At 66.0% G+C, this 25,130-nt stretch carries 29 protein-coding genes and 1 tRNA gene; 6 read left to right on the top strand and 24 right to left on the bottom strand.

The genetic code is table 11. From position 1 onward, the window contains the following. Positions 1 to 18: 18 nt before the first annotated feature. The 9 genes from ACGFW6_RS19745 to ACGFW6_RS19785 all read right to left on the bottom strand — a co-directional run bounded on the left by ACGFW6_RS19745 (position 19) and on the right by ACGFW6_RS19785 (position 6,655). Entirely contained in the window at positions 19 to 1,203 is a 1,185-nt protein-coding gene (locus tag ACGFW6_RS19745; protein ID WP_393511096.1) for a DUF932 domain-containing protein, read from the bottom strand. Between the two features lie 230 nt (positions 1,204 to 1,433). After that, positions 1,434 to 1,506: transfer RNA gene (locus ACGFW6_RS19750), tRNA-Ile, on the bottom strand. Between the two features lie 37 nt (positions 1,507 to 1,543). Then, on the bottom strand, positions 1,544 to 2,155 hold the full coding sequence (locus tag ACGFW6_RS19755) for a hypothetical protein (RefSeq protein WP_393511099.1): 612 nt from the start codon (positions 2,153 to 2,155) through the stop codon (positions 1,544 to 1,546). 132 nt (positions 2,156 to 2,287) lie between these two features. After that, positions 2,288 to 2,767 carry a hypothetical protein gene (locus ACGFW6_RS19760; RefSeq protein WP_393511102.1) on the bottom strand — a complete coding sequence of 160 codons (480 nt, stop codon included), beginning with the start codon at positions 2,765 to 2,767 and terminating at the stop codon, positions 2,288 to 2,290. Between the two features lie 454 nt (positions 2,768 to 3,221). Further along, positions 3,222 to 3,611 (bottom strand): hypothetical protein, encoded by a 390-nt coding sequence (locus ACGFW6_RS19765; protein WP_393511105.1) that lies wholly within the window; start codon positions 3,609 to 3,611, stop codon positions 3,222 to 3,224. Positions 3,612 to 3,731: 120 nt separating this feature from the next. After that, complete coding sequence (locus ACGFW6_RS19770; protein WP_393511108.1) at positions 3,732 to 4,109, bottom strand: hypothetical protein; 378 nt, start codon at positions 4,107 to 4,109, stop codon at positions 3,732 to 3,734. 78 nt (positions 4,110 to 4,187) lie between these two features. After that, complete coding sequence (locus ACGFW6_RS19775) at positions 4,188 to 4,562, bottom strand: hypothetical protein (protein ID WP_393511111.1); 375 nt, start codon at positions 4,560 to 4,562, stop codon at positions 4,188 to 4,190. A 474-nt stretch (positions 4,563 to 5,036) separates the two neighbouring features. After that, the gene (locus ACGFW6_RS19780; RefSeq protein WP_393511114.1) at positions 5,037 to 5,705 is read right to left on the bottom strand and encodes a hypothetical protein; all 669 of its coding nucleotides are present in this window, start codon (positions 5,703 to 5,705) and stop codon (positions 5,037 to 5,039) included. A gap of 527 nt (positions 5,706 to 6,232) precedes the next feature. Continuing rightward, positions 6,233 to 6,655, bottom strand: coding sequence for a winged helix-turn-helix transcriptional regulator (locus ACGFW6_RS19785; protein WP_393511117.1), 423 nt, complete (start codon positions 6,653 to 6,655; stop codon positions 6,233 to 6,235). Between the two features lie 88 nt (positions 6,656 to 6,743). On the opposite strand from ACGFW6_RS19785, the gene ACGFW6_RS19790 reads away from it, so the two are divergent. After that, on the top strand, positions 6,744 to 7,565 hold the full coding sequence (locus ACGFW6_RS19790; RefSeq protein ID WP_393511120.1) for an NAD(P)H-binding protein: 822 nt from the start codon (positions 6,744 to 6,746) through the stop codon (positions 7,563 to 7,565). Between the two features lie 19 nt (positions 7,566 to 7,584). On the opposite strand, the gene ACGFW6_RS19795 is transcribed toward ACGFW6_RS19790, so the two are convergent. Next, positions 7,585 to 8,508 carry a hypothetical protein gene (locus ACGFW6_RS19795; protein WP_393511123.1) on the bottom strand — a complete coding sequence of 308 codons (924 nt, stop codon included), beginning with the start codon at positions 8,506 to 8,508 and terminating at the stop codon, positions 7,585 to 7,587. Then, entirely contained in the window at positions 8,501 to 8,953 is a 453-nt protein-coding gene (locus ACGFW6_RS19800; RefSeq protein ID WP_393511126.1) for an ATP-binding protein, read from the bottom strand. The genes ACGFW6_RS19795 and ACGFW6_RS19800 overlap by 8 nt, the downstream gene beginning before the upstream one ends. Positions 8,954 to 9,392: 439 nt before the next feature. Between ACGFW6_RS19800 and ACGFW6_RS19805 the strand changes: the two genes are divergently transcribed. The 4 genes from ACGFW6_RS19805 (at position 9,393) to ACGFW6_RS19820 (ending at position 12,100) form a co-directional block, all read left to right on the top strand. Then, the gene (locus tag ACGFW6_RS19805) at positions 9,393 to 10,226 is read left to right on the top strand and encodes a helix-turn-helix domain-containing protein (protein ID WP_393511129.1); all 834 of its coding nucleotides are present in this window, start codon (positions 9,393 to 9,395) and stop codon (positions 10,224 to 10,226) included. Next, positions 10,223 to 10,453 (top strand): DUF397 domain-containing protein, encoded by a 231-nt coding sequence (locus ACGFW6_RS19810; RefSeq protein ID WP_393511132.1) that lies wholly within the window; start codon positions 10,223 to 10,225, stop codon positions 10,451 to 10,453. The genes ACGFW6_RS19805 and ACGFW6_RS19810 overlap by 4 nt, the downstream gene beginning before the upstream one ends. 78 nt (positions 10,454 to 10,531) lie before the next feature. Continuing rightward, the gene (locus ACGFW6_RS19815; RefSeq protein WP_393511135.1) at positions 10,532 to 11,329 is read left to right on the top strand and encodes an SAM-dependent methyltransferase; all 798 of its coding nucleotides are present in this window, start codon (positions 10,532 to 10,534) and stop codon (positions 11,327 to 11,329) included. A 252-nt stretch (positions 11,330 to 11,581) separates the two neighbouring features. Further along, a complete protein-coding gene (locus tag ACGFW6_RS19820) occupies positions 11,582 to 12,100 on the top strand; it encodes a winged helix-turn-helix transcriptional regulator (RefSeq protein ID WP_393511138.1) in 519 nt (172 codons plus the stop codon). Here the strand turns inward: ACGFW6_RS19820 and ACGFW6_RS19825 are convergent. The 13 genes from ACGFW6_RS19825 to ACGFW6_RS19885 form a co-directional block, all read right to left on the bottom strand. Beyond that, complete coding sequence (locus tag ACGFW6_RS19825) at positions 12,089 to 13,633, bottom strand: BTAD domain-containing putative transcriptional regulator (RefSeq protein ID WP_393511141.1); 1,545 nt, start codon at positions 13,631 to 13,633, stop codon at positions 12,089 to 12,091. The two genes, ACGFW6_RS19820 and ACGFW6_RS19825, sit on opposite strands and share 12 nt — an antisense overlap. 1,187 nt (positions 13,634 to 14,820) lie before the next feature. Beyond that, complete coding sequence (locus ACGFW6_RS19830; protein ID WP_393511144.1) at positions 14,821 to 15,273, bottom strand: hypothetical protein; 453 nt, start codon at positions 15,271 to 15,273, stop codon at positions 14,821 to 14,823. Beyond that, a complete protein-coding gene (locus ACGFW6_RS19835) occupies positions 15,270 to 15,734 on the bottom strand; it encodes a TadE family protein (RefSeq protein ID WP_393511147.1) in 465 nt (154 codons plus the stop codon). Before ACGFW6_RS19835 ends, ACGFW6_RS19830 begins: the two co-directional genes overlap by 4 nt. Positions 15,735 to 15,745: 11 nt before the next feature. Then, complete coding sequence (locus ACGFW6_RS19840; RefSeq protein WP_393511929.1) at positions 15,746 to 16,222, bottom strand: TadE family protein; 477 nt, start codon at positions 16,220 to 16,222, stop codon at positions 15,746 to 15,748. After that, positions 16,129 to 16,323 carry a hypothetical protein gene (locus ACGFW6_RS19845; protein WP_393511945.1) on the bottom strand — a complete coding sequence of 65 codons (195 nt, stop codon included), beginning with the start codon at positions 16,321 to 16,323 and terminating at the stop codon, positions 16,129 to 16,131. Before ACGFW6_RS19845 ends, ACGFW6_RS19840 begins: the two co-directional genes overlap by 94 nt. Before the next feature lie 30 nt (positions 16,324 to 16,353). Beyond that, a complete protein-coding gene (locus ACGFW6_RS19850) occupies positions 16,354 to 17,244 on the bottom strand; it encodes a type II secretion system F family protein (protein ID WP_393511150.1) in 891 nt (296 codons plus the stop codon). Next, a complete protein-coding gene (locus ACGFW6_RS19855) occupies positions 17,241 to 18,128 on the bottom strand; it encodes a type II secretion system F family protein (RefSeq protein ID WP_393511153.1) in 888 nt (295 codons plus the stop codon). The genes ACGFW6_RS19850 and ACGFW6_RS19855 overlap by 4 nt, the downstream gene beginning before the upstream one ends. 17 nt (positions 18,129 to 18,145) lie before the next feature. After that, positions 18,146 to 19,600 (bottom strand): CpaF family protein, encoded by a 1,455-nt coding sequence (locus ACGFW6_RS19860; protein WP_393511156.1) that lies wholly within the window; start codon positions 19,598 to 19,600, stop codon positions 18,146 to 18,148. Next, positions 19,597 to 20,427: a hypothetical protein gene (locus ACGFW6_RS19865; protein WP_393511159.1), complete on the bottom strand. Its 831-nt coding sequence runs from the start codon at positions 20,425 to 20,427 to the stop codon at positions 19,597 to 19,599. The genes ACGFW6_RS19860 and ACGFW6_RS19865 overlap by 4 nt, the downstream gene beginning before the upstream one ends. After that, complete coding sequence (locus ACGFW6_RS19870; protein WP_393511162.1) at positions 20,424 to 20,984, bottom strand: SAF domain-containing protein; 561 nt, start codon at positions 20,982 to 20,984, stop codon at positions 20,424 to 20,426. Before ACGFW6_RS19870 ends, ACGFW6_RS19865 begins: the two co-directional genes overlap by 4 nt. 261 nt (positions 20,985 to 21,245) lie before the next feature. Next, a complete protein-coding gene (locus ACGFW6_RS19875; RefSeq protein WP_393511165.1) occupies positions 21,246 to 21,713 on the bottom strand; it encodes a hypothetical protein in 468 nt (155 codons plus the stop codon). Positions 21,714 to 22,273: 560 nt separating this feature from the next. Continuing rightward, positions 22,274 to 22,654, bottom strand: a complete 381-nt coding sequence (locus ACGFW6_RS19880; protein WP_393511168.1) for a hypothetical protein — start codon at positions 22,652 to 22,654, stop codon at positions 22,274 to 22,276. A 446-nt stretch (positions 22,655 to 23,100) separates the two neighbouring features. Next, on the bottom strand, positions 23,101 to 23,784 hold the full coding sequence (locus ACGFW6_RS19885) for an HAD family hydrolase (RefSeq protein ID WP_393511171.1): 684 nt from the start codon (positions 23,782 to 23,784) through the stop codon (positions 23,101 to 23,103). Between the two features lie 131 nt (positions 23,785 to 23,915). Here ACGFW6_RS19885 and ACGFW6_RS19890 point away from each other — a divergent pair, with 131 nt between their 5' ends. Further along, on the top strand, positions 23,916 to 25,130 hold the full coding sequence (locus ACGFW6_RS19890) for a helix-turn-helix domain-containing protein (RefSeq protein ID WP_393511174.1): 1,215 nt from the start codon (positions 23,916 to 23,918) through the stop codon (positions 25,128 to 25,130).

The following is a 25,130-nucleotide window of genomic DNA, read 5'->3' on the forward strand; positions in this document are numbered from 1 at the left end:
CTTGATCTTTTCGAGGGATCAGCGCTGGCGCAGGAGCATCAGGCGCCGGTGGGCCGTGGACTTCAGGTCGTCGTCGGTGCCTTCGAGCAGCCGCAGACCGCGGGCGGCAGGCTTGTTGCCCTTCAGCCCGGATGCAGCGCTGGGCCGGATCGGCGCGTAGTGGTCCAGGTAGTCGGTGACGGCCCGCTCGGCGGCGTATGCGGTCCGGCCTGTGCGTTCGGCCTCTTCGGCGAACAGACTGTGGAGCCGGTCGCGGCGGGCTTCGCGGGTGCGCGTCTTGCGGGTGGTGGCCGTGTCGTCCGGCTCCCACAGGGTGTCGATCAAACGGTTGTACTCGTCGATCGCGAGATCGGTACGAGCGAGCGCTGTTTCTTCGTCCGCCCACCGGTCGTAGTACTTGATCGAGAGGCCGAGAGTGCGGCGGGCTGCCTGGATACGGTCGGTCGCCCGGCGGGTGTGCCGAATGCTCCAGCGCGTGAATGCGTGCTCCACGGCAAGGCGCTCCGTGTTTCCGCACACCGGGCGCCAAGGGGTAACGACGACTTGGAACGACGAGCTGCCGTCGTGGCTGTTGATGGCCACGATGAACGGGACTACGCGGTCATTGATGCCCTCGGCGTCAACGACCACGTGCTGAGGCAGGCGCATGGCGACGAAGACCTTCTTGCCGCCGCGCAGGGCCCCCGCGGACTCCCAGACCGCCTCGTGGTCGTTGACCAGTTGCTGGAGGAACTCGAAGGCTCGGCGGTTCTGAATGATCTCGTAGCCCTTGCGGACCGCCCCCAGGGAGGCACCGGTGTCCGTACGCACGGTGTGGTGCAGCTCCTGGTCGACGCGTGTTTCTCCGTTCCACGGATACAGGGCCGGAACGCTCTCCACCCGGTAGGCGATGCCGCCCAGTTCCAGGACCTTGTCGATGTCGCTGGTTCCTCCGGGAATGATGTTTCCGAGCTCGTGCCACGCCGGGACGGCCGAGTAGAGCGCGGCTGTCCCGAGCGAGAGGTCGAGACCGTGCTGCGGAAGCCCTTGCGCACTGAGGATCTCTCCGGCGTCCCAACCCGTCAGGACTCGGTAACGTCCGTCCGACAGGCGTTCCACCGTCCCTGCTGCAAGCCGCCGCTGAAGCTCCTCCTCCCAGTTGCGAGCAGCGGTTGCCTGGTCGGCGCGTTGTGCCGCGAAGGACTCATTGACGTCGGTGTTCATCGGACCCCTTTCTCTGCTACAGACGAAGGAACTGGGCGAAATCCACTGGGGCGCGTTCGTATGAGATCGGTGTGCATGAGCACCGGCCGACGATCATGCAGGCGCCCTCCCGGCCGAACGGCCGGGAGGGCCCCGCCCCGGTAACCCGGGGAACCGACGGCGGGGAATGCAGAAGGACGCCGCCGGAATCTGTGGGATACGAAGCTTGCGGATTCCTGGGGAACTCAGAGTGGTTGCGGCGGGATTCGAACCCGCGACCTCGAGACTTATAAGATCTGCGCTCTACCGCTGAGCTACGCAACCAATTGGTGGGGCGCACCAGTTGAGGAAACCGGGTGCATTACGTCGCTTTCAGGGATCCGCGCGTGCCCGTACCCGCGATGCCCTCGGTGTGAGCAACCCAGGTGACCGCCTGCACCGTGCTGGGCCGCTCGCCCAGCCGCCGGGCTGCCTCGTGGTAACAGTCCGCCAGCAGTGCATAGCGTCCGGCGCTGGACAGCCCGCGGTCGCGTTGCCCGTACGTCACGCCCACGGCCACGTCGTGTGCGTGCCGGTCGATCACGACGGCGTCAGGATCGGCCGGATTGGCAATGAGGCGGAAAAAGTGGCCGGTCTTGCGCTCCATCGGGAGCACGTCGGCTGGGTCTGCGCCCTCGATGATCTGGGCCGCCTTCTTCAGTGCATCGCTGAAGTGTCCCGACGTCAGGCCGACTTCACATGCCTGCCGCGCTAAACGTACGTTCTCAGACCAGGACTTGTTCGCAGACAGCGCGGCCAGGACACCTGCACCTGCTCGTGGATTGCCGTCCGTCATCTTCGCGGCGAGTTCGTGCGCACCGCGGTACCAAGCTCGACCGCGACGCCTCTGTTCCGGAGTGGCGGAATGCCACGCCGTGATGATGTTGCGGACGAACTGCTCGCGCGTCAGTTGCGACACGTTGAGCGGGATCATGGCTTCCTCCCTCCGGGAGTTGGGCAGACATGACTCGCCCCGCCCGGCACGATCGGCATCGATCGCTGCGCACGGGCGGGGCGTTGAGCGCCGCAGTGAGCGGCTGACATAGGACGCTCCGGACGTCCCGGTTCAGCAGTCGCCCTCGTGATACGGGCACTCCGAGGTATGGGCCGGGTGCCGGTCGAATTCATCGGGATAGCTGCTGGGCAAGACGTGGTCCTCCCGCAGAGGCTCCGGACCGCTCGCCAGGAACGCGCCGAGATCGGCCAGCGTGCGGATTTCGGCGAGCGGCACGACGGCCCTGCAGAGCGGGCAGGAGCCCATGAAAAGGAAAGGCTCGTCGTCGTAGCGCGGATCGCAGTACTCAAACGTGTACTGCGTGCCGGGATCGTCAGGGTCACTCACGTACAGCGTGAGCGGCGCCACAGGCAGCGTGATGCGGTTCCAGCTGTCCCGTGGTCGCACCTGTTCCGCGTCGATACCCAGCAGAGCCGCCAGCCGCGCGGCCGCCCGGGCGATGTCGGCAGCGGTGTAGTGGGGCAACGGCAGGTTGGTCGTGCGTGTGTGCAGCAGCTTGCATGCGGCTGCCGCGCGCTCGGCGATCGTCACAGCGACACCTCTCGAGACGGCAGAAGAGTCTGGGATAGGCCGTGGGCGACAGAACTGAGCACGACTGTCCGCCCACGGTGGCGCGGGGCCCCTCCGAGGAGAGAGAAGGAGGGGCCCGCTTGCCGCGCTGCTCCGGTGGGAAGAGCCAGCGCGGCGGTCACTGGGCAGCAACCGATCGGTGATTCGGCAGAAGGTCACACGAGTCGCCGGATCGAGTTGGCCGGCCGAGGCGATCACACCTCGGGTCCTGCCCCGCACCCCCTCCGGGGTGGGGGGAGTTGAGGGGGTGCGGGTGTCTCAGACACGGCGCGAGACCGGCTCGTGCTGGACTACGCGCTGGGACGAAGGGTTCAGTGCACGCCGAAGAGCTCCGGCCTCATGTTGAGCAGGACCAGGCAGCTGACCGCGAGTCAGCCGACCACGTCCCCAGCGCGATCACGGACACCGTTCGCGATCAGGTCCCGTGCACGACGGGATCCGTTGCGATCTCGGCCCACGCGCTCTGCCCTTCCGGACGGTGGGGGTGGAAGGGAGCTTGTTTGTCCGGTCCAACCCGGAAGAATTCCCGGCACTCGTGGATCTCCATGTCGATGATCCACTGAATCATGGCCGCGTACAGGCCATCGGCGGTCACGAAATCATCAGCATCGAAGATGACAGCGGGCGCGAGGAGAATCCTCTCCGGGTACCCATTGAGCGCCTGGTCACGGTCTGAATTGACGGTTTCGACGAGCGCCTGGACGATCACGAATGACTCCCCTTCAACCATCACGTCCGCCCGGAACTCCCACCCAGGGCGGAAACTGATCTGATTGATCAAGTCGGCAACATACTGGGCCTCCATGCCCACTCCACAATCCCTAGACCACGCATCCGGACCGGTACGCAGACCGGAACGGACGTGCTCTCGTCTGTAAGAGCAACGGGGCGCATCCCATGGGGATGCGCCCGATGCCCCGGCAGATCAAGCACCAAGCCCCAGGGCCGATGTGATCGCTTCGGCCCAGTGGTAGTGCTCGAAGAATGCGAGCGGGACCAAGGCGAACAGCCCTGCCAGCAGGTAGTCGTCGACCTTTGTCCACGCGTGGCGCACTGCGTTGCAGGCGTTCTGTCGCCAAGTGGCATCAAGCGCGATCTCGCACCCGAAGACATCCGGGTGGTACTGCCGGTGGGCGCCGCCCAACTTCCCACCCAGGCCGGTAACGTGCACATGGTGATCGCCGTCCGGCCGCTCGACTATGTGGGCAAACCGCCATGCTCGCCCAGCTGTCGAGCCGGATTGCATGTGGAGCGTCGAGCCGGGCGCGATTTCCTTCCCACTGACGCGTGAGACGAGCTTCATGATCCCTCCTCAGATCGGGGTCTGACCTTCCCCGCGAGCAACGGACCCTCGATTGAGGCCCATTGATCACGGGCAGGGTCAGAGCCGGATTTCCTCGGAGGTGCTCAAGTCGTAGATCGCCACCTGCCTCCGCAGGCGACCGAGAGATTCCGCCCTGGATCGGTCTTCGATGATCTCGACCGGATCCAGGTACAACCGCCCGTCGTCCACCCATCCGCCCATCGCGTTGGCTGTGGGGTACTGGGTGTGCAGCCGCTCGACGGACGTCGCGAAATCCGCAAACGAAACGTCAACGGGAATGGACCACTGTTCGTCCGTCGCGGATACAGCGAATCCGGATACCGCCCGGGAAAGTTTGCCATCCGCATTGAATCGGACCGTAAATCCACCCCGTGTGAACACGGCGTCATACAGCTCAATTAAGTCGCTGGTGACCAGCGTGGCATCGCTCATGATCAGCTCCCCGAACGATCGAATTTGATGACTCATCAAACGATCAGAGAGCAGCGCAACCTTCGAGCACCCTCACTCAAATACGTTTCCGAAAGTCCTCCGATTACCGATCACGAAGGAAGCATTCGGAGACCTTTCCAGAAGTGAGAGCGAGCGAAGGGGCGACGTTTTCGATCGCCCATAACGCGCTCTCACCTATATACGGAGCGACACGCCACCCGAATACCGATCACGGGCAAGAATTTTGAGAATCCTCCGGGAGCCCGGGTCAAACCGTCGGGTCCCCCGAGTCGTTCGACTCGGGGGACCCGACGGTTTGACGCTTCAGGAATTAGGGCGAGGATCAGCACTGCTATAGACCATCTCGTCCCGCACAGCATCCAAAGATGCCTTGAGCGAATGCCATTCCCCCACTGCAGCGTCACGCGCGCGCTGCACCTTGGAGGACGAATGGCGCGGACCGCCGTACAGTTCCTACGCGGTCCGCCCGATCACGCTGGTGCGACCGAGATCGTCTGCCTCCCTGGCGATGTCCAGGATCTTCGTCAAGACCGGGAAGTCACTCCCGTCCCCCCAAGCAGACCGGAAGATCGTCTCACTTTGACCGGACAGATACGGCGTCACGGCCAGCGTTGCCAGTTTCTCCGCGTGCGGGAGGCCACGCGTGATCTGTGCGCCCGATGCACCGTCGGCCGGGTCCGGCTTCACATCCAGCCGATACCCGTTCCGCGCGGCGGCGTCCCGCACAGCCCAATAGCGGAGTGTCTTGCGGGTGACCACGATCGTTTCGCCATCCTTGCGGACGTACTGCCATGCACACGGCTCGCGATTTTCGACCCAGACGGCCGAAATCTCACAGGTTGCAATGATGTCCCGCAACCGCTTCGTGAAGAGCAAAACGGCATCCTGCGTGACGTCATCGCTCACGTCATCGGTTCCGTGGAGCGCATACCCGCCGCGCGCTACCGTTGCACTGCCGTCCATCCGCTTACGGGACCGCGTGGAGTCGACCGTGCGGCAATATCCACGCGCGATCTTCCGCAGTTCCGTAAAGTCTTCCGACGTCACCCGCTTCATGTCATCTGCTGTGACATCCCCAGCAGGCTTGCTTTCCCTCGCCCCTTTGGCGGGAAGATCGCTCACGATCCTCTCCGATCATTCGCGACGCGCACCCTCTGTGCCACGTCCCTACTTTTCCATTCTCGCAAATCGCTCCACCAATTCAAGGGGCACTGCCGCACTTTCCGCATTCTTTATGCAAGCAAAAAGAAGGGGCACTGTGGTGCCTCCATGCCTGACAAAAACGAAACCGCCATGAAGAATCGCAGCCGGCCCGCCAAAACTAAAACAGAAAGCAGAACGAACCGAAATCCAGCAATCCAATCAATCAACCCCCGCAATCAATAATTAATAGGTCTGCACACCCACCCCCGTCCTCCTCCCCCAGCCCGTCTCTTGATGTGCCTATTGGCCCCTCAGTTGCGGACAGCCCGAGAAGGGCTGACGGCGCTCCCGCCTGCGCCAAGACGCCGCCAGGGGGCTACCTGCCTAGCGGGCAGATGTATTGGTAGACGTATAGGCACGGAGATTGGAGTGGGTGTTGGCGCACGTTCGCCTGCTGGCATGCGTGGCAAGTCCTCGTAGCGCACCCCCTGGCAGCAGGTGACCGATTAGCGAATGTCGTGGTCGGGGTGAGCCTGGTCGTAGGCATGCCGTGCCTCGCCGATGACGGCGCGATGCGCGAGGGACCAGTCGGCGAGCGCCTTGACCAGGTGGGTCAGGCCGGCCCCGGTCTCGGTCAGGCGGTAGTCGACCTGGGCCGGGACGGTCGGGTACACGGTGCGTAGTACGAGGCCGTCACGTTCGAGCCTGCGCACGGTGAGGGTGAGCATGCGCTGGGAGATGCCGTCGATGGCGCGCTGGAGTTCACGGAAGCGACGTGGCCCGCCGGCGAGCTCGACGATCACGAGCACCGACCACTTGTCGCCGATGCGATCCAGGACATCGCGGATGCCGCAGTCGGGGTGGTCTGCGCGTCCGCACGGGTCGAGTTCAGCAGCGGTGGTGGTTACCCCGGTGTGCGTGAGTGACATCAAACTGCCTTCTTGTAGCCGGTCAGCGTGCAGTCGAGGATCAAGCGTAGTTACCGATGAGAACCGCTACGGAAGACTGCGATTGATCATGATTTTGGTGACCGGTGCGAATGGGAACCTCGGCTCGGCCACTCTCGCGGCGCTGCACGCCCGTGGTGCCGTTGCGGTGGGCGGCAGCCGCACGCCGGGCGAGGGGATGCGGCGTCTCGACTTCGACGACCACTTGAGCCTTGACCTCGCTGGTGTGTCGACTCTGGTGCTCGTCTCCGCCGGCTATGCAGAGGACGACCAGGTCGTCGCCCGGCACGCGGCGGTCCTGGACGCCGCCGTCCGTGACGGCATCGGCCACGTCATCTATACGAGCGTGACCACTGCTGGCAATCATCTCGGCTTCGCTCTGGCTCACCGTGCCAGCGAGCGGCTGGTGCGGGCGAGCGGGCTGCCGTGGACGATTCTGCGCAACGGCCTGTACGCCGAGCTCTTCGGCGGTCTGCTGATGTGGGCCGATAACGGTGTGGAGTCTGCGTTCGGGCATGGCGCCTTGGCCGCGGTCTCGCGAGAGGACTTGGCTGACGTCGCGGCGGTCGTGGCGTCGGATCCCGTACCTCATAGCGGGCGCGTCTATGACCTCGTCGGCACGCCGATCACGGCCGAGCAGGTGGCCAACGAACTCGGCGTCGCATATCGCGCCATCAGCCTGGGTGAGTACCGGCGCAGGCTCCTGGAGGAGACTCCGGGGCTGCTGCCGTTCCAGCCGCCGATGCTCGCCTCGATCGCCACGAGCATCCGGCACGGCTTCCTGGACGGTACGGCACCCGACCTCACAGACCTCCTTGACCGCGCAGCCCGCGATTCACTGTCTACGGCCATTGCGGCCGCGTCCGCGGCCAGACCGGAAGCAAGCGTTTAGCGGCGACAGCGACACGCACTCAGCGACGAAGCGACTCCTCGAGACCGCGGCGCCTCCGGATGATCAGTACGATGTGGTCCTCAAACTCTCCGGCCCAGACCCCGAGCGGAGCCAGGGCGACCAGGAGGGTGCGGCCGGCTGACGTGAGGTCGCAGCGTGCGGTCGAGGCGAACTGGCCTTGTCGGGGTTGATAGTTGACCAACCCGGCCTCGACAAGTCTGTGCAGGGTGTCCCAGAGCACCTTGTCCGACATGGTGCGGTGCCCTGTGATGTCACGGTTGCGTGCAACGCCGGCATTGACAGCCGCGACAATGCCCGTCGGGTGTTGCGCGCCATGGCGCAGTTGACTGAGCACCGAGAATCCCCACCGGAGTCGCACTATCACCAGCGCCATGCCGATGTCGCGCCAGTACTCCTGGTCCGGGCTCCGCGCAAGTGGTGGTCCTGAAGCCTTGGGGCCGGCGACTTGACTGCCCGGTGAGGCCAAACCTCGACGTTCCCGGAGGAACATCGCGAGCTGGTCACGTTGGCCGCCGGCCCATGTCGCGATGCGATGCAGAGCGGCGAGCAGCCCCCGGCTCATGGAGGTCAGCTCCCGAGGAGTGGCGCCATTCCCAGCCCCGGCGTGTTTCTGACGGATGATGAGTCCGTCTCCTTCCATCCGGCGCAGCGTCATATAGAGCGTCTTCTCGTGGAGGACGCGAATGCCCACCAGATCGGCGTTGCGCCTATTGCCTTCGTTGATGTGTTCCAGCAGTTGAGCGGGGCGGAGCGGGCGATCTTGAAGAGCTACGAGGACCGGGTAGGTCCATCGGTTGCGGAGCATCTCGAGGGCTAGGCCTGTTCCCCGTAGCTGGCTTAAGCCTTCCCGCATCGCCGAACCGCCTCCGGACCAGCCACCGAGGCCGTGGTCCGAGACAAGATCCTCGGCGCGCTCATGCATGGTTCAGACGAAGCGTCGCCCACACGACACGAACCTCTCCTCGCCCGGCCACTGCAACGCCCCAGCGTTGCGAAAGAGCCTTGACGAGCATCAACCCTCGTCCCCCTTCGGCGTGGGGGTGAGCTCGTCGAGGCGTCGGCGTGGTCTGACCGCTGCCATCGTCAGCGACTTGGATCAGCAACTGGTCATCGGTGGCCCCCACATTGCATGTGATGGCCTCGCTGCTCGTGTGGATCACCGAGTTGGTGAACAACTCACTCACCACGAGGACCGCCGTGTCGCAGCCGTCAGACGTGACGTCCCAGCTTCTGAGTTGTTCCAGCACCAGGTGACGGGCTTCCCCAACGGCGGTTCCGTCAGCCGGCAGGACAAAGGCTGTCCGACGTGCAGCGGTGTCGAGCGTGGGGGGTGGGTCGCCAGATATGGCGGCGTCGGTCAGGGCCACGGTTGATTCCTAACGGGGGGGCTGAGCCGGACGAGGCCGTGCGACGCGAGGACTGTGACGGGGTACCGGCCCTCTCGGGGTCAACGAGAGTCACCAGCACGCGAGTTGGGGCTTGCAGCGCAATCACCTGAGTTGGTACTGGCGGACAAAGTGACATGGCGCAGGCAGGACGCACAGCACACAGCATCCGGGGCGGGTCACCCTGCGGCTCGGCGTTCCAGCCACATGCCGGCGCCTGCCGTTCCACGCGGGTGAACTTGGTCACCCCGTCACTATGCTCGCCCCAGACGCCACTTGGCAACACATCACTTTGCACAGTGCATTCGGCCGGTGTGCAGTCTGTCCGGCTTGCGCAGCTCGTGGCACACTGCTGGGCGTCCGGGGGTTCGAGGAGGCATGCGAAGTGAGCGCACCGCGGTCTGCTCCGACCGTTCTTCAAATGGTGCTCGGCAGACGGCTGCAGGAGTTGCGGAAGGCCAAGGGCCTGTCGGCCCAAGAGGTCGGCCACAGGCTGCGCCAGGCTCACACAACGGTCATCAGGATGGAGCAGGCCAAGGTCACCCTGAAGTGGGCGACGGTCAAGGCGATGCTGGAGATCTACGGCGTCGACGAGACCGAGGCGATGCAGTTTCTGGCGCTCACGGACCAGGCCAACGAGCCCGGCTGGTGGCAGAGTTACCGTGATGCGCTGCCGAGTTGGTTTGCAGTGCACGTCAGCCTGGAGAACTCCGCCACCCACATCCGCGGCTACGAGCCCCATGTCGTACCGGGCCTTCTGCAGACCGATGACTACGCCCGAGATGTTCTCCGCCTGAATCGGCCTCGGCCTACCCAGGAAGAACTGGATCGGCGCGTGGCCCTGCGTATGGAGCGCCAGGCCCTGTTGACCCGAACGGATCCCGCACCACCGCAGCTGTGGATCATCATGGATGAGACCGTGTTGCGGCGTCCCGCCGGCGAGCCAGAGGTCATGAAGGCCCAGATCGATCGTCTGGTCGAGGCGATGGATCTTCCGAACGTAACCCTTCAAGTGCTGGCGTTCACGGCAGGGTTGCATCCCGGTGCGTTCGGCCCCTTCACGCTCTTCCGTTTTCCCATGCCGGACTTCCCGGACATCGTCTGCACAGACAATCTCAGCAGCGCCACGTACAGCGAGAACGATGAGGAAGTGGCACTGCATCGTGAGGTGCTGGACAGGATGAGCGCTCAAGCAATGTCGAAGCGACGCACCAGGGAATTTCTGCTGAACGTCCGCAAGGAGTTAGACGCATGAAACACACCGCAAATGCCGCCAAGGATCTGGGCAATGAGGGATGGCAGAAGCCGTGGAGCGGCAGCAATAATGGCAACTGCGTCGAGGCGAAGCAACTTGGCGATGGACGCGTCGCCCTCAGGCAGTCGACAGACCCTGAGGGGCCGGCCCTCATCTGCGCCCCCGCCACGATCGCCGAATTTGTCGCGGGAGTCAGGGACGGAGCGGCGGACTTCCTGATCGCTTGAGCCTGATTCGTACACCAACTGGCCACACAAACCTGGCACTCATGACCACGCCGATGCCGTGAGCAGAGGACAACTGACGTGACAGACACCGGATTCAGCGCGGACGAAATCGACACCAGCAAGCCCCACTCGGCTCGCATGTACGACTGGTTCCTCGACGGCAAGGACCACTACGCCGCTGACATCGCAGCTGCCAAGAAGGTGGTAGAGCTCTTCCCAGGGGTAAAGGAAACGGCTTGGGCGAACCGCGAGTTCATGCACCGAGCTGCCCGCTTTGTCGCGGACCGCGGAGTCCACCAGTTCCTCGACATCGGGACGGGAATCCCGACGGAGCCGAATCTCCACCAGATCGTGCAGGAGATCGACGCTAGCGCTCGCGTAGTGTACGCGGACAACGATCCCATCGTCCTGCGTCATGCTGAGGCGCTGCTGCAGGGAACATTGGAAGGCTGCACGGCCTACGTCCACGCAGACGTCAGAGAACCCGAAGGCATTCTCTCGTATGCCAGGGAATACCTTGACTTCGACAGCCCGATCGGGCTGTCGCTGGTTGCCCTGATGCAGTTCGTGCCCGACGAGCAGGACCCTTGGCAGATCGTCAGGACGCTGCTGGAACCCATGGTCTCGGGTAGCTACCTCATGCTCTCCCACGTCACATGGGAGTTCGATCCGGAGATCTGGGACCGAATCGACAGCATCTACCGCGCTGGGGGAACGCCGGTCAAGGCGAGGTCGCACAGTGAGGTCGCGCAGTTCTTCGAAACTCTCGAAGTCTGCGAGCCCGGCGTCGCGCTGGCCACTCGATGGCATCCAGATCCCGGAATGCGAATTCGTGAAGACCAGCCGTTGTATGTGGGGGTAGCCCGCAAGTTGTGATGCGTCCGCCGACATGCACTGACCTTGAAGTTACGTCGGCGTCCTGGTGTATGCCATAGGTAGCGCTGTAGTCCCTCGGGTCACCGCCCTGTTTCTGATCAGTCAGCAACTCGCCAGTCGCTCCTTCAACTGACCAGTGCCAGGCGCAGAGACCTCCCCCACCGAGGAGGAGATTCGTCGTGCCAACATCACACCTCGCGCAACGACCGTGCCCCCCATCCATCGTTCGCGACTGATCTCGAGGGATATTTCATGCCTGATGAGATGAGCCGTTGGCAACAAAGCGGTCGAAAGAGTGGTCCTGAGCGACCCGTAGGCGGCGCTCCCGACGAACGCCATCAGCCAGAACCATCAAACTCCTTCACGCCGGACGACCGTCGATTCGCGCGAGGCGTACACGACGTCCGGTATCTGATGAGCGGTGAGTGGACCTGGGACGTTCTCATAGCCCTGCATGGAGGCCCGTTGCACTACACGAGCCTTCTCAACGTCATTCGCGCGCAGGACAACGTTGCGGGCTGGCCGGGCAGGAAACATCGGCGCCTGCAAGACAGCCCGTTGAATCGGACCCTCCGACGACTGGAACAAGGCGAACTCGTCAAACACGACCGAGAGTCTGACTTCCCCTATCGCGCGACCTATGAACTGTCCCCGGCAGCAAAGGAACTACTATCGGTCGCTGTGCCACTGGCCATGTGGGCCGAGGCTCATTCGGACCTGCTGGAACGTGCTCGTCAGCGGCGACGCGCTGAAGACACTTCAAGCGGTTGAGTCGCTCTCTCGATGGTGTGGTGGATGTACGCGCTGTAGGGAGCCTTGCAAGGCGACTGTCTCCGGGCTCGGCTCCTCGTCGATCTCGGCCAGGGTTGTCTCGAGGAGCTTGAAGGTGCGCGCTACGGCATCGTGGTGCCCCAAGTGCGCCTGGAATCGGGCGATGTCGCGGTAGATGGCCTCGTTGAACGGGTCGAACGTTCGGACGCGCTCCAACAGGGACAGTGCCTGGCCTGGTTCCCTCTCGCGCAGGAGACGCACGAGCGCGCTGACGGCGTCCATGACATCACGTCGGATGGCCTCCCGAGGTGCCTCGATCCACTCTGCGCCGACATCATCAGCAAGGTCACCGGAATAGAGCTCGACAACGCGCTCCAGGGCACTGTGTTGGCTCTGCACGCCGACGCCCGGACGGGAGGCGTCCAGGGCGTCCCTCAAGTGCCACAGATCTACGGCGACTTGGGCGTCGTCGAGGGTGTAGCGCCCGTCTGCATGGGTTGTGACATCGCTGATCGCACCCTGGGTCGCCGTGCGCAGGGCACGCCGCAGTTGACTCAGCGTCGCGTGAAAGCTGTTGTACGGACGGTCCTGAGGCGCCCCCGGCCAGATGGCGGCGACAATGGCCTCGCGTCGTGCACCCTCGCGGTGGAGGGCCAGATACACCAGGAGCTCGCGCTGCTTGGGCGCGAGAGCCGAGGTGAGATCGATGTTTCGCCCTCGCGCTCCCTGACGGTGTATCAGACATGGACTGCCAAGGACGACGAGCTGCAACGGCTTGGTGGATACGGGAACTTGCCCGGTCGTACGTTGGAGGCGACTGGGCTGTCGTGAGTCATCCCCGGTGGTCGACGGTAGCGACTTGCCCGGTGCTCTGGACTGCGCGCCTCGCTCCTCGTCGTGCGCGGCACTCGTGGACTCGCTGGGGTGTGTCGCTGGGAGCGGCGCAGCAGGCTGCGCTTCGGCGAGAAGGTCGATCAGCGCCTGGGCGTCGTCAGCAGGCAAGGTGAACAGTCGTGCGTCACCGAAGGCATCCGGCGCAGAAGAGCTGGCCGTTGTCACGGTGCCGTTCGGAGCGATACCAACCGTCACGCCCGGACGCCACTGCGCAAGCAGGATGCCGGCCAGGCCGAAGGCCGAACCGTTGTCGAATATGGCCTGCAGACGGCTGTCGGCATGCGGCGCCGGGGTCGCCACGAGCACCAGGTCTGCTTGGGGCGACGCAGGCGATTCGGATCTGGTGGGCGTTTTCCTACGATTCCGAACGCGCGTCAAGAGCTCGGATTCCACCCAATCAAGGGCTCCATCGAGGTCGTCTGCAATGTGCAACTGGGGAGAGCCGCCGGTGCGCTCGCCGATCAGCAGGCGCCAGTCGGCGGCCGGGACTACGACCCTGACGGAGCGTGCAGACGGCTCGTGCTGTCGGGCGAGAAGGGCGACCAGCAATGCCCGAGCGGCATCGTGGGCGCCTGGTCCAACAAGGCCGAGACCGCGGGCCTGAGCGAGATCCCAGGCAAGTGCCTGGCCATCCTTCACGCCAATGACTCCGCCGTCCCACCGCAGATCCGGCGATATCGAGGCCGTCTCCCTCATGGGTCCGCCGGCTTCGGTACGCGCCGGACGAGGCTCTGCAGCCCAATCAGGACCATCCAGGAAGTCCGGCTCGTCCGGCGGTCGCGACGCCTCGTCGTACGCAAGTCGCAGTGCGCGTACGACTGGAGCGATGGCCAGGTTGTCGCGATCACCGCTCCCGGGGAGATACCGGGTTCGTCGCCGCCGCCGAACGATGAGCGCCGCGGCCGCGATCAGTGCGGCGAGGGCGATACCGACGAAGGCTCCGTTGGGCAGGCTGATTCCGGGCTCCGGGCGGGGTTCGTGAGTGTGGCGAGTCGGCGACGACGGTGGCGCTGTGTTTCCACCAGGTGGGGAGGCGCCGGGTGAGGGGTTCGGCGTTGCGGGCTCTCGGGGCTTGGGGGGATGAGCGCCGGCGGGTGGACGACTCGGAAGTCGCAGGATCCACCCGGGACGAATCAGATTCGGGTTGGTCAAGGCGCTCCCGTCGGGCTGTGGGCGCCCGCGGTTGGCGACGTAGATCTCGGGCCATCGACTGCCGTCGCCGAGCGTGCGATCGGCGATGCGCCAGAGGCTGTCGTAAACGCCATCGCGAGGCGGAGCAACCTCCACGGTGTCAGGGACACTTGTGGCGCTCAGACGATCAGGCGCAGTAACCCTGTTTGCTGCCGAGGGCGTTGAGGCTCCGGTGGCCGTCGCGACGGTGCCAGCCGAAGACGAGGGCACGGCAGCCCGCTGGGAGAGCAGAGCGACAAAGATCGTGCCGACAAGCACCGCGGCTACGGCCCCAAACGGGCCTGGGCGAGGGATGGCCGGGCGCGGGAGTGCCCGGGCCTCGTTGGCGAGTGCTCGGGCAACATCGAGGACGAAGGCTGCCCAGATCGGCCACAGGATGCAGGCCATCGTGCGGAGCAGCAGGCTGACCGACATTGGGGAAATCAGGGCGCCTTCGATCTCCGGCCAGCTCGGGAGGTGGTGCGGGAGGGGCCAGCCCACAAAGCGTGTCAAGGCCCACGGCGTTCCTCCGACCAGAGCAACCAGCGCGGTTGCGGCGAGCATGCCCCGCAGCAAGCTGGCGCTGCGCGATAGCAGGGTGTGATCCCCCTTGGTGTGCCTGAGCCAGTGTTCGCGATCGGGCATGGCCAACCTGGTCAGGATCCGGGCGCAGTGACGCCGTAGACGGGGTGGGCGGAGCCGGTGCCGGTCACGGTGAGGGTCCCAAGGCCGATCAGGTCGAGGAGCTGGGTTTTCTGCTGGGCTGTCACCGTGACGGTGACCGTGTCGTTGGTGACGCTGACCCTGCCGGTGTCGGGGGTGGATGCGAGGTAAGCCTCGGCCAGGGCGCGGGCTTGCTCGGGGATGAGGCGTACGCTCCCGTCCGCTCGGTAGGCGGCCAGGTCGAGGGCCTGTGCACCGTTGCGGGCGGCTTCCTGGGCCTCGCCCATGGCTCGGGCTCTCGCGGCCAGCGCGAGGCCGCCGTCGAGGACGAGTCCGGCGAACATCACCACGGCGACGGTGAGGGGGACGACGAACACCGTGATCTGTCCCTCGTCGCGCCGCGCCCGGCCGCGAAGTCCCGCCCGACGAACACGCAGATCTGTCATGGGCTCCCCGCTCCTCCAAAGGGCGTCGCGTTGGTGGTACCGCGGTACACGTCAACCGGGGCGGAGAAGGTGGCGTTGAGTGCCGCGCTTCCTGGCACTTGTAGGAGCGCGAGGTCATCGAGGTCGACGCGACAGGTGAGAGTGATCGTCGTGATTCCGCCCGGCTGCACGTCGCCCTTCAGAACGATCTCGAAGGACCGGCACGTGATTCCCTCATCCCGAAGTCCGGCGGCAGCCGTCGTTCGGGCTCTGACCTCCGCACCTGACGACGTTCGCGCGGAACTCGCAGCTCGCGCCGCCTGATGGGCCACGTCCTCGATACGTAGACGTGAGTCCGCCATGCGTCCGCAGAAGACCAGGAACCACAGCATCAACAGGAGCACAGGGATGCTGACCACTAGTTCGACGGTCCCCGACCCACCGTCGACCCGATACCTGCCGGGCAGCGCATGGCATCTCATATCCCAGTCCTTCAGCCGGATTCGAACGTCTCGATCGGTCCGACCGAACGAGCTCGTACGCGCAGTTGCAGGAACGGCAGAACGCTGCTGGCGGTCCCAGTGATGTGTACGTCGGCCCGTTCGGCGCCCCGTCGCACAGTGACCCGTGGGTTGCGCAACGGACCGCGGCCGAGCTGGTCCAGGGCCCGGTCCGCTGCGCTCTGCCCGGCGGCTTCGGTGCCGTCCTCGATCCGTGTGGCTGCCAGAGCCTGCGCCGCGGTGGCCTGGGCGATGTGGGTGGCATGCATGTAGAGGGCCGTTTGAGCCAGGAGCAGGACCACGGTGAAGACCAGCGGCATGATGATGACCATCTCCGTGGTGCTTCCGCCCGCATCGGTTTTTCCGGCCGACCGGCCTACTTGAAGGTCACGCGTTGAGCTGCAGCCAGTATCTGCGGCCCGAACAGACCGGTCACGGTAAGTGCGAGCGCCGACAAGAAGGCAATCCAGATCACCTGTTCCGTGGTCACGCCACGGTCGTCGCGGACCACCTTGCGGATGCCGGAGCTCAGATGGCGTCGTGCGGATCGGAGGGACTTGAACGCGGGCATGTGCCGTTTCCTCCCGGCATGGTGGCTGAGTCATAGCGAAGCGTCGATCTGGATGAGGGCCGGATAGAACACGAAGATCACGAAGCCGAAGGCCATGAGCACGCCGGGCAGAGCCATGCGCTCGGTGGCCGAATTGGCCTGTCCTTCGGCTTCGGCGCCATCACGGGCACGCATGGCCGCCGCCTTGGCGGCAAGAGAGGCACGTACCTTGGCTCCCTCCGTGCCAGCGAGGGCGAGTGCGGCGGCGAGCTCCGTCAGCTCGCTGACGTCGAGTTCGTCACCGAGTTCGCCCAGCGCCGTCCATGGGGACGTTCGAGTGAGCCGGGCGGTGGTGAGAGCGCGGCGCAGCCTGTGGAAGGACCAGCCGTGACCGACTTCGGCGGCATCGGCGAGAGCCCCCTCTACGCCGGCGCCTCCGGCGAGCAGGATGTGGATGAGGTTCAGATAGGCGCTGAGCGCGTGGCGGAAGGCGGCCCGGCGTCGCGCGGCCTCGGCCCGCACCACGGCGTCCGGTAGAAGGAAGGCGCCGATCGCCAGGGCCAGGGACCCGCCGAGAGGCATAGCCCACGGCAGTGGTCGGCCCCCCAGAGTAAGGACGAACGCGACAGTTGCCGGCAGGAGCAGACCGGTCAACGCGAGCGCCGCTTTCTCGGCCAGGTGGGTATCGATCGACCGCTCTACGACGGCGAGATCCCGGCGGACGTTGCGCACGGGCAGACCGAGGGCATGCAGCGGTCCAGTGAAGGGCCTGCCCATGCGCACCGCCCAACCGCCGCCCCAGTCCGAGGGCACTGGGGGTGCTGGGGTGGCGTTCAGGCGACGGATCAACGCAGCCAGCGGTGGTCGGGGCGGCAACAGCCACAGGGCAAGCGCCCACAACCCAAGCCCGGTGCCGATCGAGAGCAGCAGGATGGTGATCACTGTGATGCCTCCGGGGTTACGGTGTCGATCGCGTCTGGCGCCTTGCCGACGAGCCCCGGTTCCGTAAGGAAGCGCTCGGGCTGTTCGATCCGCGACATTCGACGGAGCCAGGCGAAGGCGACCGTGAACACACCACCGATCAGCAGCAGGACGAGTTGCCCGGTCACCGTGTCGTACGGGGCGAGGAAAGCGGGGTTGAGGAGAATCAGTCCCGCCGCGAAGGTGAGGGTGGTGATCACCACCACGCGCATTGTCGTACGGGTGCGAGCGCGACTGGCCTCAACTCGTTGACGCATCTCGACCTGGGCGCGGGCTGTGGCCGCCAACTCTCCAAGCAGCAGCGCCAGTTGGCGAGCCTGATGCTCGGAGGCGAGGATCAGCACAGCGATCACCAGGTCCGCTGTGGGATCGGACAGGTCATCGGCCAGACGTCGCAGCGAATCGGCAAGGCGTCGGCCGCTCGCGAGCCGGACGGCAAGGCCCTGGATCTGAGGTCGAACAGCAATAGGCGAGGTGTGGGCCGTGGCCATCACGGCTTGTTCGAGGCCGGCCGCGGCGGCCAGCGTGTCGCGCAGCATCTCGGTCCAGCCGGCAATGCCTTCGATACGTGCGAAGTGCTGCCGGTTGGCAGTACTGGAGCCCAAGAGCCTGGGCAGGGTCCACGTCGCCATCGCGGCCAGGAGTCCGCCTACCACCCATCCTGTGGTGGCACCGACGAGCAGTCCGGCGGCACCGGCAGCAGTCAGCCACCACCCAGGGCGCTCGTAGCGGAGAAGAAGTCGGCGCAGCCTCTTGTCCTTCGGCTCCGGGACCGCGGAGGTGCCGTGAAGCGCGTGGAGCACCATCGCCAGTCCAGCTCCGGCGCCGAGGCCGAGCATGCCCATCGGTACCGCATATCCAGTCATGGGTGTCGCCACCAGTTCTCGACCCCAAGGGAGTCGGGGTCGAGGCCGGCGGCTGCCAGTCCTTCCAACGTCTCGGCGCGCAATGGCACACCGGGGACTGCCCGCAGGTCCGGGCCCGGACGAAAGACCTCGTTGGAAACAATTTGCCTGTCGTCGGCGTCGACGATCTCGCGGATCGAAGAGACAACCCGCTTGCTGTGGTCATCACGTGGTTTGTCCAGATGGACCACGAAGTCCAATGCGGAGGCAACGAGGAGATTGGTGGCCTCCAGCGCCAGACGCTCCGGTCCCTGGACCGCGTAGGCCGCCAGCCTGGTGAACGCTCCCCAGCTGGTAGAGGAGTGCAGCGTGCCCATTGAGCCGTCGTTGCCTTGGCTCATGGCGTTGCACATCGGGATCACCTCGGGCCCACGGACCTCACCGACGATCACGCGGTCCGGGGACATGCGAAGCGCCCAACGCACCAACTCGGCCTGAGTGACTGCGCCTTGGCCCTCGATGTTCGCTTCACGCGCCTGCATCGCCACTACGTCCGGATGGGCGTCAGCGTCAGTCCCCAGGCCGAGCTCGAAGACGTCCTCGATGGTGATCAGCCGCTCCCATGGGGGGATCTCGGCGGCCAGTGCCCGCAGCATGGTGGTCTTGCCGATCGCCGTGCCCCCGGTGATCAGGACGTTCTTGCGGGCTCGGACCATCGCACCGAGGAATGTCTCAAGACCCGGATCGATCGAGCCCGCCCTCCGTAGCTGGGCCAGCGTGACGTGCTGGAAGCGGTGCCGACGGATCGACACCGAGGGACGGGCGGTGACCGCCATCACGGCGAAGACGCGTTCTCCATTGGGCAGTTGGAAGCTCACACCGGGGCTGCCGCGGTCGAAGCGTCGCTCCTCCACCCCGGTGCGCGCCGCCAAGTCGCGGATGAGCTGGACGAGTTCCGCGTCCGAACCCACCACTGGCGGAAGCTGCTCGCGCCGACCGTCGGCGTAGCGGACAAAGACGTGGTCACCGTTGATGTTGATGTTCTCGATGTCCCGGTTGCGCAGTAGGGGCTCCAATCCCGCCAACCCGAGGACCTCGGCCAGCACGGCGGCGATGACCTCCTGCTCGGTGTCCGGGGGCAGGACGCCTTGACCGCGTGTGAGCAACGTGCGCGCATGTTCCTCCGCGATGTCCGACAGGACCCGCTCCACCTGACTACGGCGTTCGGCGTCGGCCACCGGCGGGCGGCTCGCGGCGTCGTCAGCACGGGCCTGCTCGGCGAGGCGTTTGGGAAGCTCGCGCATCATTCGGAGTCGCAGTTGCGCCGCAGCGGAGCCGTTCTCGGTGCCGACGGCGTCGGCACCGAGCGACGGTCCCGCAGCAGCACTCGTTGGCTGCTGCCCCACCGGCCCCGCCGAGGGAAAGACACCACCGCTGGGAATCGAGGTACGGCTGCTCCCCCGCTCGCTCATCGCGACACCTCTTCCTCGGACTCTGGCAAGGCTCCTGAACTCAGGGCGGGCGGACTGGCGCCGACGCTCCGCACCGTCGGGACCTTCTCCTGCGCCCACTCCGGTGGCCCGAGTGCGCGAGAGGCGACCGTGGCGGCAATACGAGCCAAAGACCGACCCAGCGGCGAGTTCGCCGGAGCCGAGCGTCGTCCAGGGCGGCCGCACAGCACAGCCGCGCCGTTGCGGTCGTCCGGGATACGGCCGATGACCTCGATCCCCAGCGTGCGGACGACCTCGCTGGTCGGGTAGCCGCCGCCGACCAGCACGAAGCAGGAGCGGCGCGACCACCGCACGGCTCTGTCCAAGTTGGCGGCCACGTGCATGAGGGCGTCGTCGTGGGAGCGGGCCAGCAGGAGTGTCGTGTCGGCTGCTCGCAGAATGCCCAGGGCCGCGGAGCCCGGATCGATCCTTCCGCAGTCGGCGATCACGGCGGTGCCAGGACGGTCTGCCGCCTGCCGCAGCGGCGCGGCGCCTGCACCGGTGATCTGGGCGAGCGATGCACGCGCTTGCTCCGGGCCGGCCGGGCCGGCAACAACTGGCAAGCCTCCGGGCAATCGCTGAGCGTGCTGCCACACCAGCCCGGGCGCCGCTCCTCTCCGTACTGCTGCGGCGAGGCTCACCAAACCGGGGGATGTCTCCAGGGAGAAGCGGGCGAGCAGGTCACCACCAGCCGGATCGCACTCCACGAGCACCGGTTGCTCACCGGACGGCCATCGCGCCGCCAAGCCGAGCGCTGCCGTGGTCACCCCTGGTGAACCCTTCAAACTGCACAGCGCCACCAGCGTCACCGCCTGCCTCCATGCACCACGTAGACGTTGATCTGTCCGGTTGGCGCGGCGGCCAGTTCGCGGGCGTCACCTTGGACCATCTGCAGCGACACGGTCGTCAGCAGCTCGTCGCTGTTCGGATGGACCCCGGTCACCGTCGCTTCCCACGCCGACGAATGAGAGGACGCTGCACCGGAGGCTTCGCCGGTCGCCGCCGTCACGACGACCGTGACGTGGTTGCCAACTTGCAGGTCAGGCGGATACTGGCCAGCCTTCACACCCACTGCGACCACAGCCTGCCCAGCTGGAGGGACCCGTGCGTCGCCCAGTACGTCCTTCGTCAGCAGCGTCCCCGCCGGCATGGAGTAGCCCAGGGTGCGGCCCTCGACGGTTGAACGCGCGTGAGCGGGGATCACAGCCAGACCGGAGTCCTTCGACACGCTCACCTCGCGCACATCCCGAGCCGCCAGCTCCTGACCGACGGCGACAGGGCGGGCCAGCACCAGCACGGCCTCGCGGTGCCCGAGCTGCGTGGCCGCCACCACGCCACCGGTAGCGCAGCCGAGGACCAGGAGCACGCCAACAAGCAGGTACGGCCTGCTGCGGTGCCTGGATACTCCGAGCACGCGAGCCGGTGCTTGGCCGTCTGGGCGGCTACCCCAACGGCGAGCCATGATCGCCTCTTCCCCGGACTCCGTATCCGAGTGCGTTGGCGCACGGGTGTTCATCGAGTACCTCCTCGTGGCACAGGACTTCGCAGCACCGCGCCACCGGCGCGCTGCGGTCAAGATTGCGTTGGAATTTGTCGCGGCTCGTAGATCAGCGGGGAGGCGTCAGGGTCAGCGACCGGTGTTCAACGCCTGGCTCTCCGCGACCCGGAAGGCACCATCCGACGTTGTCGTCAGGCCTGGGAATTGGCCGCTCTGGCCCGCCCCTGCCCAGGTCACCGTCCAGTGCACCGTCGCCGACACGGGGTACGCGTTGTCCGGCCGTCCGGCCGACGACGTGCGGTAGGTATGGCCGCAGTCCGGCGAAGCACTGGATGGGCCGGCCTGCTTCTGCCGCACCGCGTTGTACGGCGTGCCCGGGCCTTTGCACGTCACCGAGCTGCCGTCGCCCATCGCCCAGTCGACGGACACAGGCTGAGCTGTGGCCGTCACCGAGACTCCAGGTACCGATGCCGTCGCCGACACCGATCCCCAGCCTTCGCGGTCGAGCCACAACCAGGTCGGCACGCTGACGAGTTGCTCATTCGCCGGGCTCGACTCGATCTCAGGCGACGGCAATCTCAACTGATCGCGCGCCATTTGCCCCAACTGGGCCGGAGTCGGCTGCGGAGCCCCGCCCTCTTGCTGTGGTCCGTCCGGGACCCACACCGGCGGGCGGTACAGCGCGTCCCGTACGCCTCCGGCAGCGCACTTGTAGACGTACCATGCTCCGGATTCCCCCGGCTGTGGGTCCGCTGCGAGCAGTTTCGTGGTTGGCGACAGCGTGGTGAACGCCGGGACCTGCGCCGAGCCCCCTCCGCTGCTCGGCCCGACGTACGAAGCCTGCGTTGCCTCAGGCGGCGGCTGATAGTCGCTGCGTTGATAGGAGCAACTCGCCCGATTCAGATCCGGGTTTTGGCTCTTCGGCGTTCGGGAGCCGCTGTTTCCTTCGCTCTCGCTCCCGCTCCCACCGCGGGGAGGAGGGTCACCGCCGTCGTGACGAGGCGTGCCGTTCTCGCCGCCCCTCCCGGCGCTCAATTCGCATCCGGGCAAGGGGTTCTGGGTGCAGTCCGCTGCTCCCCACTCGTCGCCGGCCGACGCAGCTCCAGCACCCGCGACCGTCGCCACCAGGGAGAGACAGATCACCGCGACGGGCCGTGTCAACATGACCCCAGCCCCTCGACCGCGAAGCGTGTCACCTTCCACGTGCCGTCGGCCTGCTGCTTCACCTCAGCGGCGATCGCACGTCGGCCGCCGGGCGTGGGGTCGGCGAGCTTGCCGGTGTCCTTCCGGTACTGCAGCCAATGCGTCGAGTCGCCGCAGTCCTGGATCATCACCGTGGTCGGCCGGGCGAGCGGGGTCGCTGAAGTCACCTTGGGGTAGTTCTTCGGCGCACCCTTACTGACCAGCCCGTTGAGATGGTCCGCGTACAGGACACGGGACATCGCCGACAAGGCGTCCCCCGTGGCGTGTGCCGCCAGCCGAGGGGACCGCCAGTCCGACGTCGTCCCCGCCTGAGCCATGTCCTGCCACATCGCCACGTACGCCGCCTTGGCCTTGCCCCGGGCGCTGGAGGCCCGGGATTCGGACGACGGCTCGGCAGATGCTGACTGGTCCGCGGTGACAACGCCCGTCGCGCTGGACGTGCTCGTCGGCGGCTCCGTCGTACCTTCCGCACTGCAGCTTGCGACGAGCAGCGCGACTGTCGCAGCGCAAGCCGCTGTGACAGGCCGCCACCTGCCATTTGTGCACGCATGCGTTCTTTCGGCCACCACGGTCACATCACCCCGCGAAGCATGTAGATCGAACCGCCCGGGTTTTGGGCGGGCTCCAGATCTATCGCCGCGGTTCGTTCCTACTGCAAGGTGCGAAGGCGATCCAACTTCAGAATAGGATCGCCTACTTGACCTATCCTTTACCTTTACAGCCGAACGGAACGCTCAAATCGGTCCGTGGTTCACTCGCTTCTGTAGTTCAGGCATCTGTCCTAGGGCTGTTGGCCATCGCAACGCACAAGTTTTACCAGCAGCTCGGTATCACGCAGGTCCGACAGGACGACGTCGGCACCGGCGTCTCGCAGTACGGTTTCGTCGCTCCGCCCTGATGCCACGGCGATCACCCGCACGCCATTCGCGTGTGCTCCTTCCACGTCGGCCGGCGTATCACCAACCAGCACCGCCTCCGCAGCCGCTGCACCCGCACGACGGAGCGAGAGCTTCACGAGCTCGGCCCGGACGTCGTTGTCCTCGCCATACGCCCCGAGCTCCCAGCGGATGTGACGGTCGAGCCCGAACACCTGGAGCTTGATCTCGGAGACCGGGCGGATGTTGCCCGACACCACTGTCTGCTGGACACCGAGCGCGTCGAGCGCGTCGACGGCTGCCGCGGCACCGGGCAGAGCGTGACCGCGCTCTCGTAGTTCCGCGGTTTGTTTCAGGTGCTCCTCCGTCAGAGCACGGGCGAACCGCTCGAAGTCGTTGCGGTCCGTGATCAGGCCATGGAGCTTCGCTGTCTCGCGGAAGATCACCGGCTCCGTGATGCCGTCGATCTTCGCCTGTTCGCGCATGACCTGTCCTGTGGTTTGCAGGAACGCAGCCGCCGACAGCTCGCGGCCCACGCCCCGCGTGTCGATCAGCGTGTGGTCGATGTCCCACAGGACCAGCCGCGCCATGCCGCCTCCCCAACTACCCACTCGTCACTGGGTCATTACCTGACGCGCCAACGTGTGCGGACCGTGCACACGCTGGCGCGCTCCGTCCTAGGCTGACGGTACGAGACACAAGCGGAGAAGGGGGCGGAACGGTGATCTCACCGAGACTGCCCGTGGGCCAAAAGGTCAAGTACTACCGGCGGAAGAACGGCAACCGCACCCAGGCGGCCATCGCCGGACTGTGCGGCATCACTGAACGCTACCTTCAGCAGATCGAAGCTGGACAAAAGGTGCCGTCTGCCGACGTTCTCTCCCGACTCGCAGCCGAACTGGGCGTACCGATTGCCGCCCTCCTCGCGGAAGACGGCGTCGAGGAGTCAGCCATTCCTCTCACCGCCGCGCCTGCCGTGGCCCGTGCTCTGATGGGCTGTGACCGTCCGCGCAGCTCAGTTGCTGCAAGCCCCGCGGAACTGCGGGAACGGGTGGAGCAGGCATGGCGTACCTGGCAGTCGTCGAAGGACCGGTTCACCGCCGCAGCCCTCGTCCTCCCCGACCTCATCGGGGACGTCGAACACGCCGTGCGAGTGACTCGCGCGGGGAACGATCCCGAGGCGCGGCGCGAAGTCCTGCGGGTGGCAGCGGATCTGTACGGGCTGTTGCGCTCGTACTGCCGCCGCGCCGGCCGCCTCGACCTGTCGCTCATGGTCGCCGACCGGGCGATCCGGGCGGCCGAGGACGCCGACGACCCTGTGCGTATTGCGGCGGCCCAGTGGAACCTTGGCCATGTACTGCTCTCCCACAGCGAGCCGGGCGCACTCGAGGAGGCAAAGGAGGTCGCACTCCGGGCCGTCGAGCAACTGCACGAGGCTCCAGTTACAGCCGAGAGCAAGGCCGTTGAAGGAGCGCTCGAACTGGTCGCGGTCGTCTCCGACGCCCGCCGTCGCCAGTGGTGGGAGGCTCGTCGTCGACTCGAGCAGCGAGCGGCTGCACTCGCCGAGCAGGTCGGAGAGGGCAACGTCCAATGGACCGTGTTCGGGCCGACCAATGTGGCCATGCATGCGATGAGCATCGAGATGCTCGCCGGCGAGGCCTCTGAAGGACTGCGCGTCGCCGACCAGATCGACACACACGGTCTGCCGAGCCGCGAGCGACAGTTCACCTTCGGGCTCGAACTGGCCAGGTGCCACGACCTGCGACGAGAGGATGCAGCCGTCCTGGTTCACCTGCTGGATCTGGAAGAGATCGCTCCCGAGGACCTGGCGCGCAACCCAGTCGCTCGCAGCATGATCCTGGATCTCCAGAAACGGGTCCGTCCCACCTTCCGCCGCCAGGTCAACGAACTCGTCCAGCGGCTCCAGCTTGTCTGA

The organism is Streptomyces sp. Y7 (assembly GCF_043195415.1).
GTDB lineage: Bacteria > Actinomycetota > Actinomycetes > Streptomycetales > Streptomycetaceae > Streptomyces.

What these genes read in the sequence shown, in the direction of transcription:
- ACGFW6_RS19785 (WP_393511117.1), bottom strand. Translation starts at nt 6,655, where the DNA reads ATGTCACTCACGCACACCGGGGTAACCACCACCGCTGCTGAACTCGAC.
- ACGFW6_RS19810 (WP_393511132.1), top strand. Translation starts at nt 10,223, where the DNA reads ATGAAACACACCGCAAATGCCGCCAAGGATCTGGGCAATGAGGGATGG.
- ACGFW6_RS19790 (WP_393511120.1), top strand. Translation starts at nt 6,744, where the DNA reads ATGATTTTGGTGACCGGTGCGAATGGGAACCTCGGCTCGGCCACTCTC.
- ACGFW6_RS19765 (WP_393511105.1), bottom strand. Translation starts at nt 3,611, where the DNA reads ATGGAGGCCCAGTATGTTGCCGACTTGATCAATCAGATCAGTTTCCGC.
- ACGFW6_RS19875 (WP_393511165.1), bottom strand. Translation starts at nt 21,713, where the DNA reads ATGGCGCGCGATCAGTTGAGATTGCCGTCGCCTGAGATCGAGTCGAGC.
- ACGFW6_RS19745 (WP_393511096.1), bottom strand. Translation starts at nt 1,203, where the DNA reads ATGAACACCGACGTCAATGAGTCCTTCGCGGCACAACGCGCCGACCAG.
- ACGFW6_RS19845 (WP_393511945.1), bottom strand. Translation starts at nt 16,323, where the DNA reads ATGCCCGCGTTCAAGTCCCTCCGATCCGCACGACGCCATCTGAGCTCC.
- ACGFW6_RS19805 (WP_393511129.1), top strand. Translation starts at nt 9,393, where the DNA reads ATGGTGCTCGGCAGACGGCTGCAGGAGTTGCGGAAGGCCAAGGGCCTG.
- ACGFW6_RS19775 (WP_393511111.1), bottom strand. Translation starts at nt 4,562, where the DNA reads ATGAGCGATGCCACGCTGGTCACCAGCGACTTAATTGAGCTGTATGAC.
- ACGFW6_RS19770 (WP_393511108.1), bottom strand. Translation starts at nt 4,109, where the DNA reads ATGAAGCTCGTCTCACGCGTCAGTGGGAAGGAAATCGCGCCCGGCTCG.
- ACGFW6_RS19795 (WP_393511123.1), bottom strand. Translation starts at nt 8,508, where the DNA reads ATGCATGAGCGCGCCGAGGATCTTGTCTCGGACCACGGCCTCGGTGGC.
- ACGFW6_RS19830 (WP_393511144.1), bottom strand. Translation starts at nt 15,273, where the DNA reads ATGACAGATCTGCGTGTTCGTCGGGCGGGACTTCGCGGCCGGGCGCGG.
- ACGFW6_RS19755 (WP_393511099.1), bottom strand. Translation starts at nt 2,155, where the DNA reads ATGATCCCGCTCAACGTGTCGCAACTGACGCGCGAGCAGTTCGTCCGC.
- ACGFW6_RS19860 (WP_393511156.1), bottom strand. Translation starts at nt 19,600, where the DNA reads ATGAGCGAGCGGGGGAGCAGCCGTACCTCGATTCCCAGCGGTGGTGTC.
- ACGFW6_RS19820 (WP_393511138.1), top strand. Translation starts at nt 11,582, where the DNA reads ATGCCTGATGAGATGAGCCGTTGGCAACAAAGCGGTCGAAAGAGTGGT.
- ACGFW6_RS19885 (WP_393511171.1), bottom strand. Translation starts at nt 23,784, where the DNA reads ATGGCGCGGCTGGTCCTGTGGGACATCGACCACACGCTGATCGACACG.
- ACGFW6_RS19855 (WP_393511153.1), bottom strand. Translation starts at nt 18,128, where the DNA reads ATGGGCATGCTCGGCCTCGGCGCCGGAGCTGGACTGGCGATGGTGCTC.
- ACGFW6_RS19835 (WP_393511147.1), bottom strand. Translation starts at nt 15,734, where the DNA reads ATGAGATGCCATGCGCTGCCCGGCAGGTATCGGGTCGACGGTGGGTCG.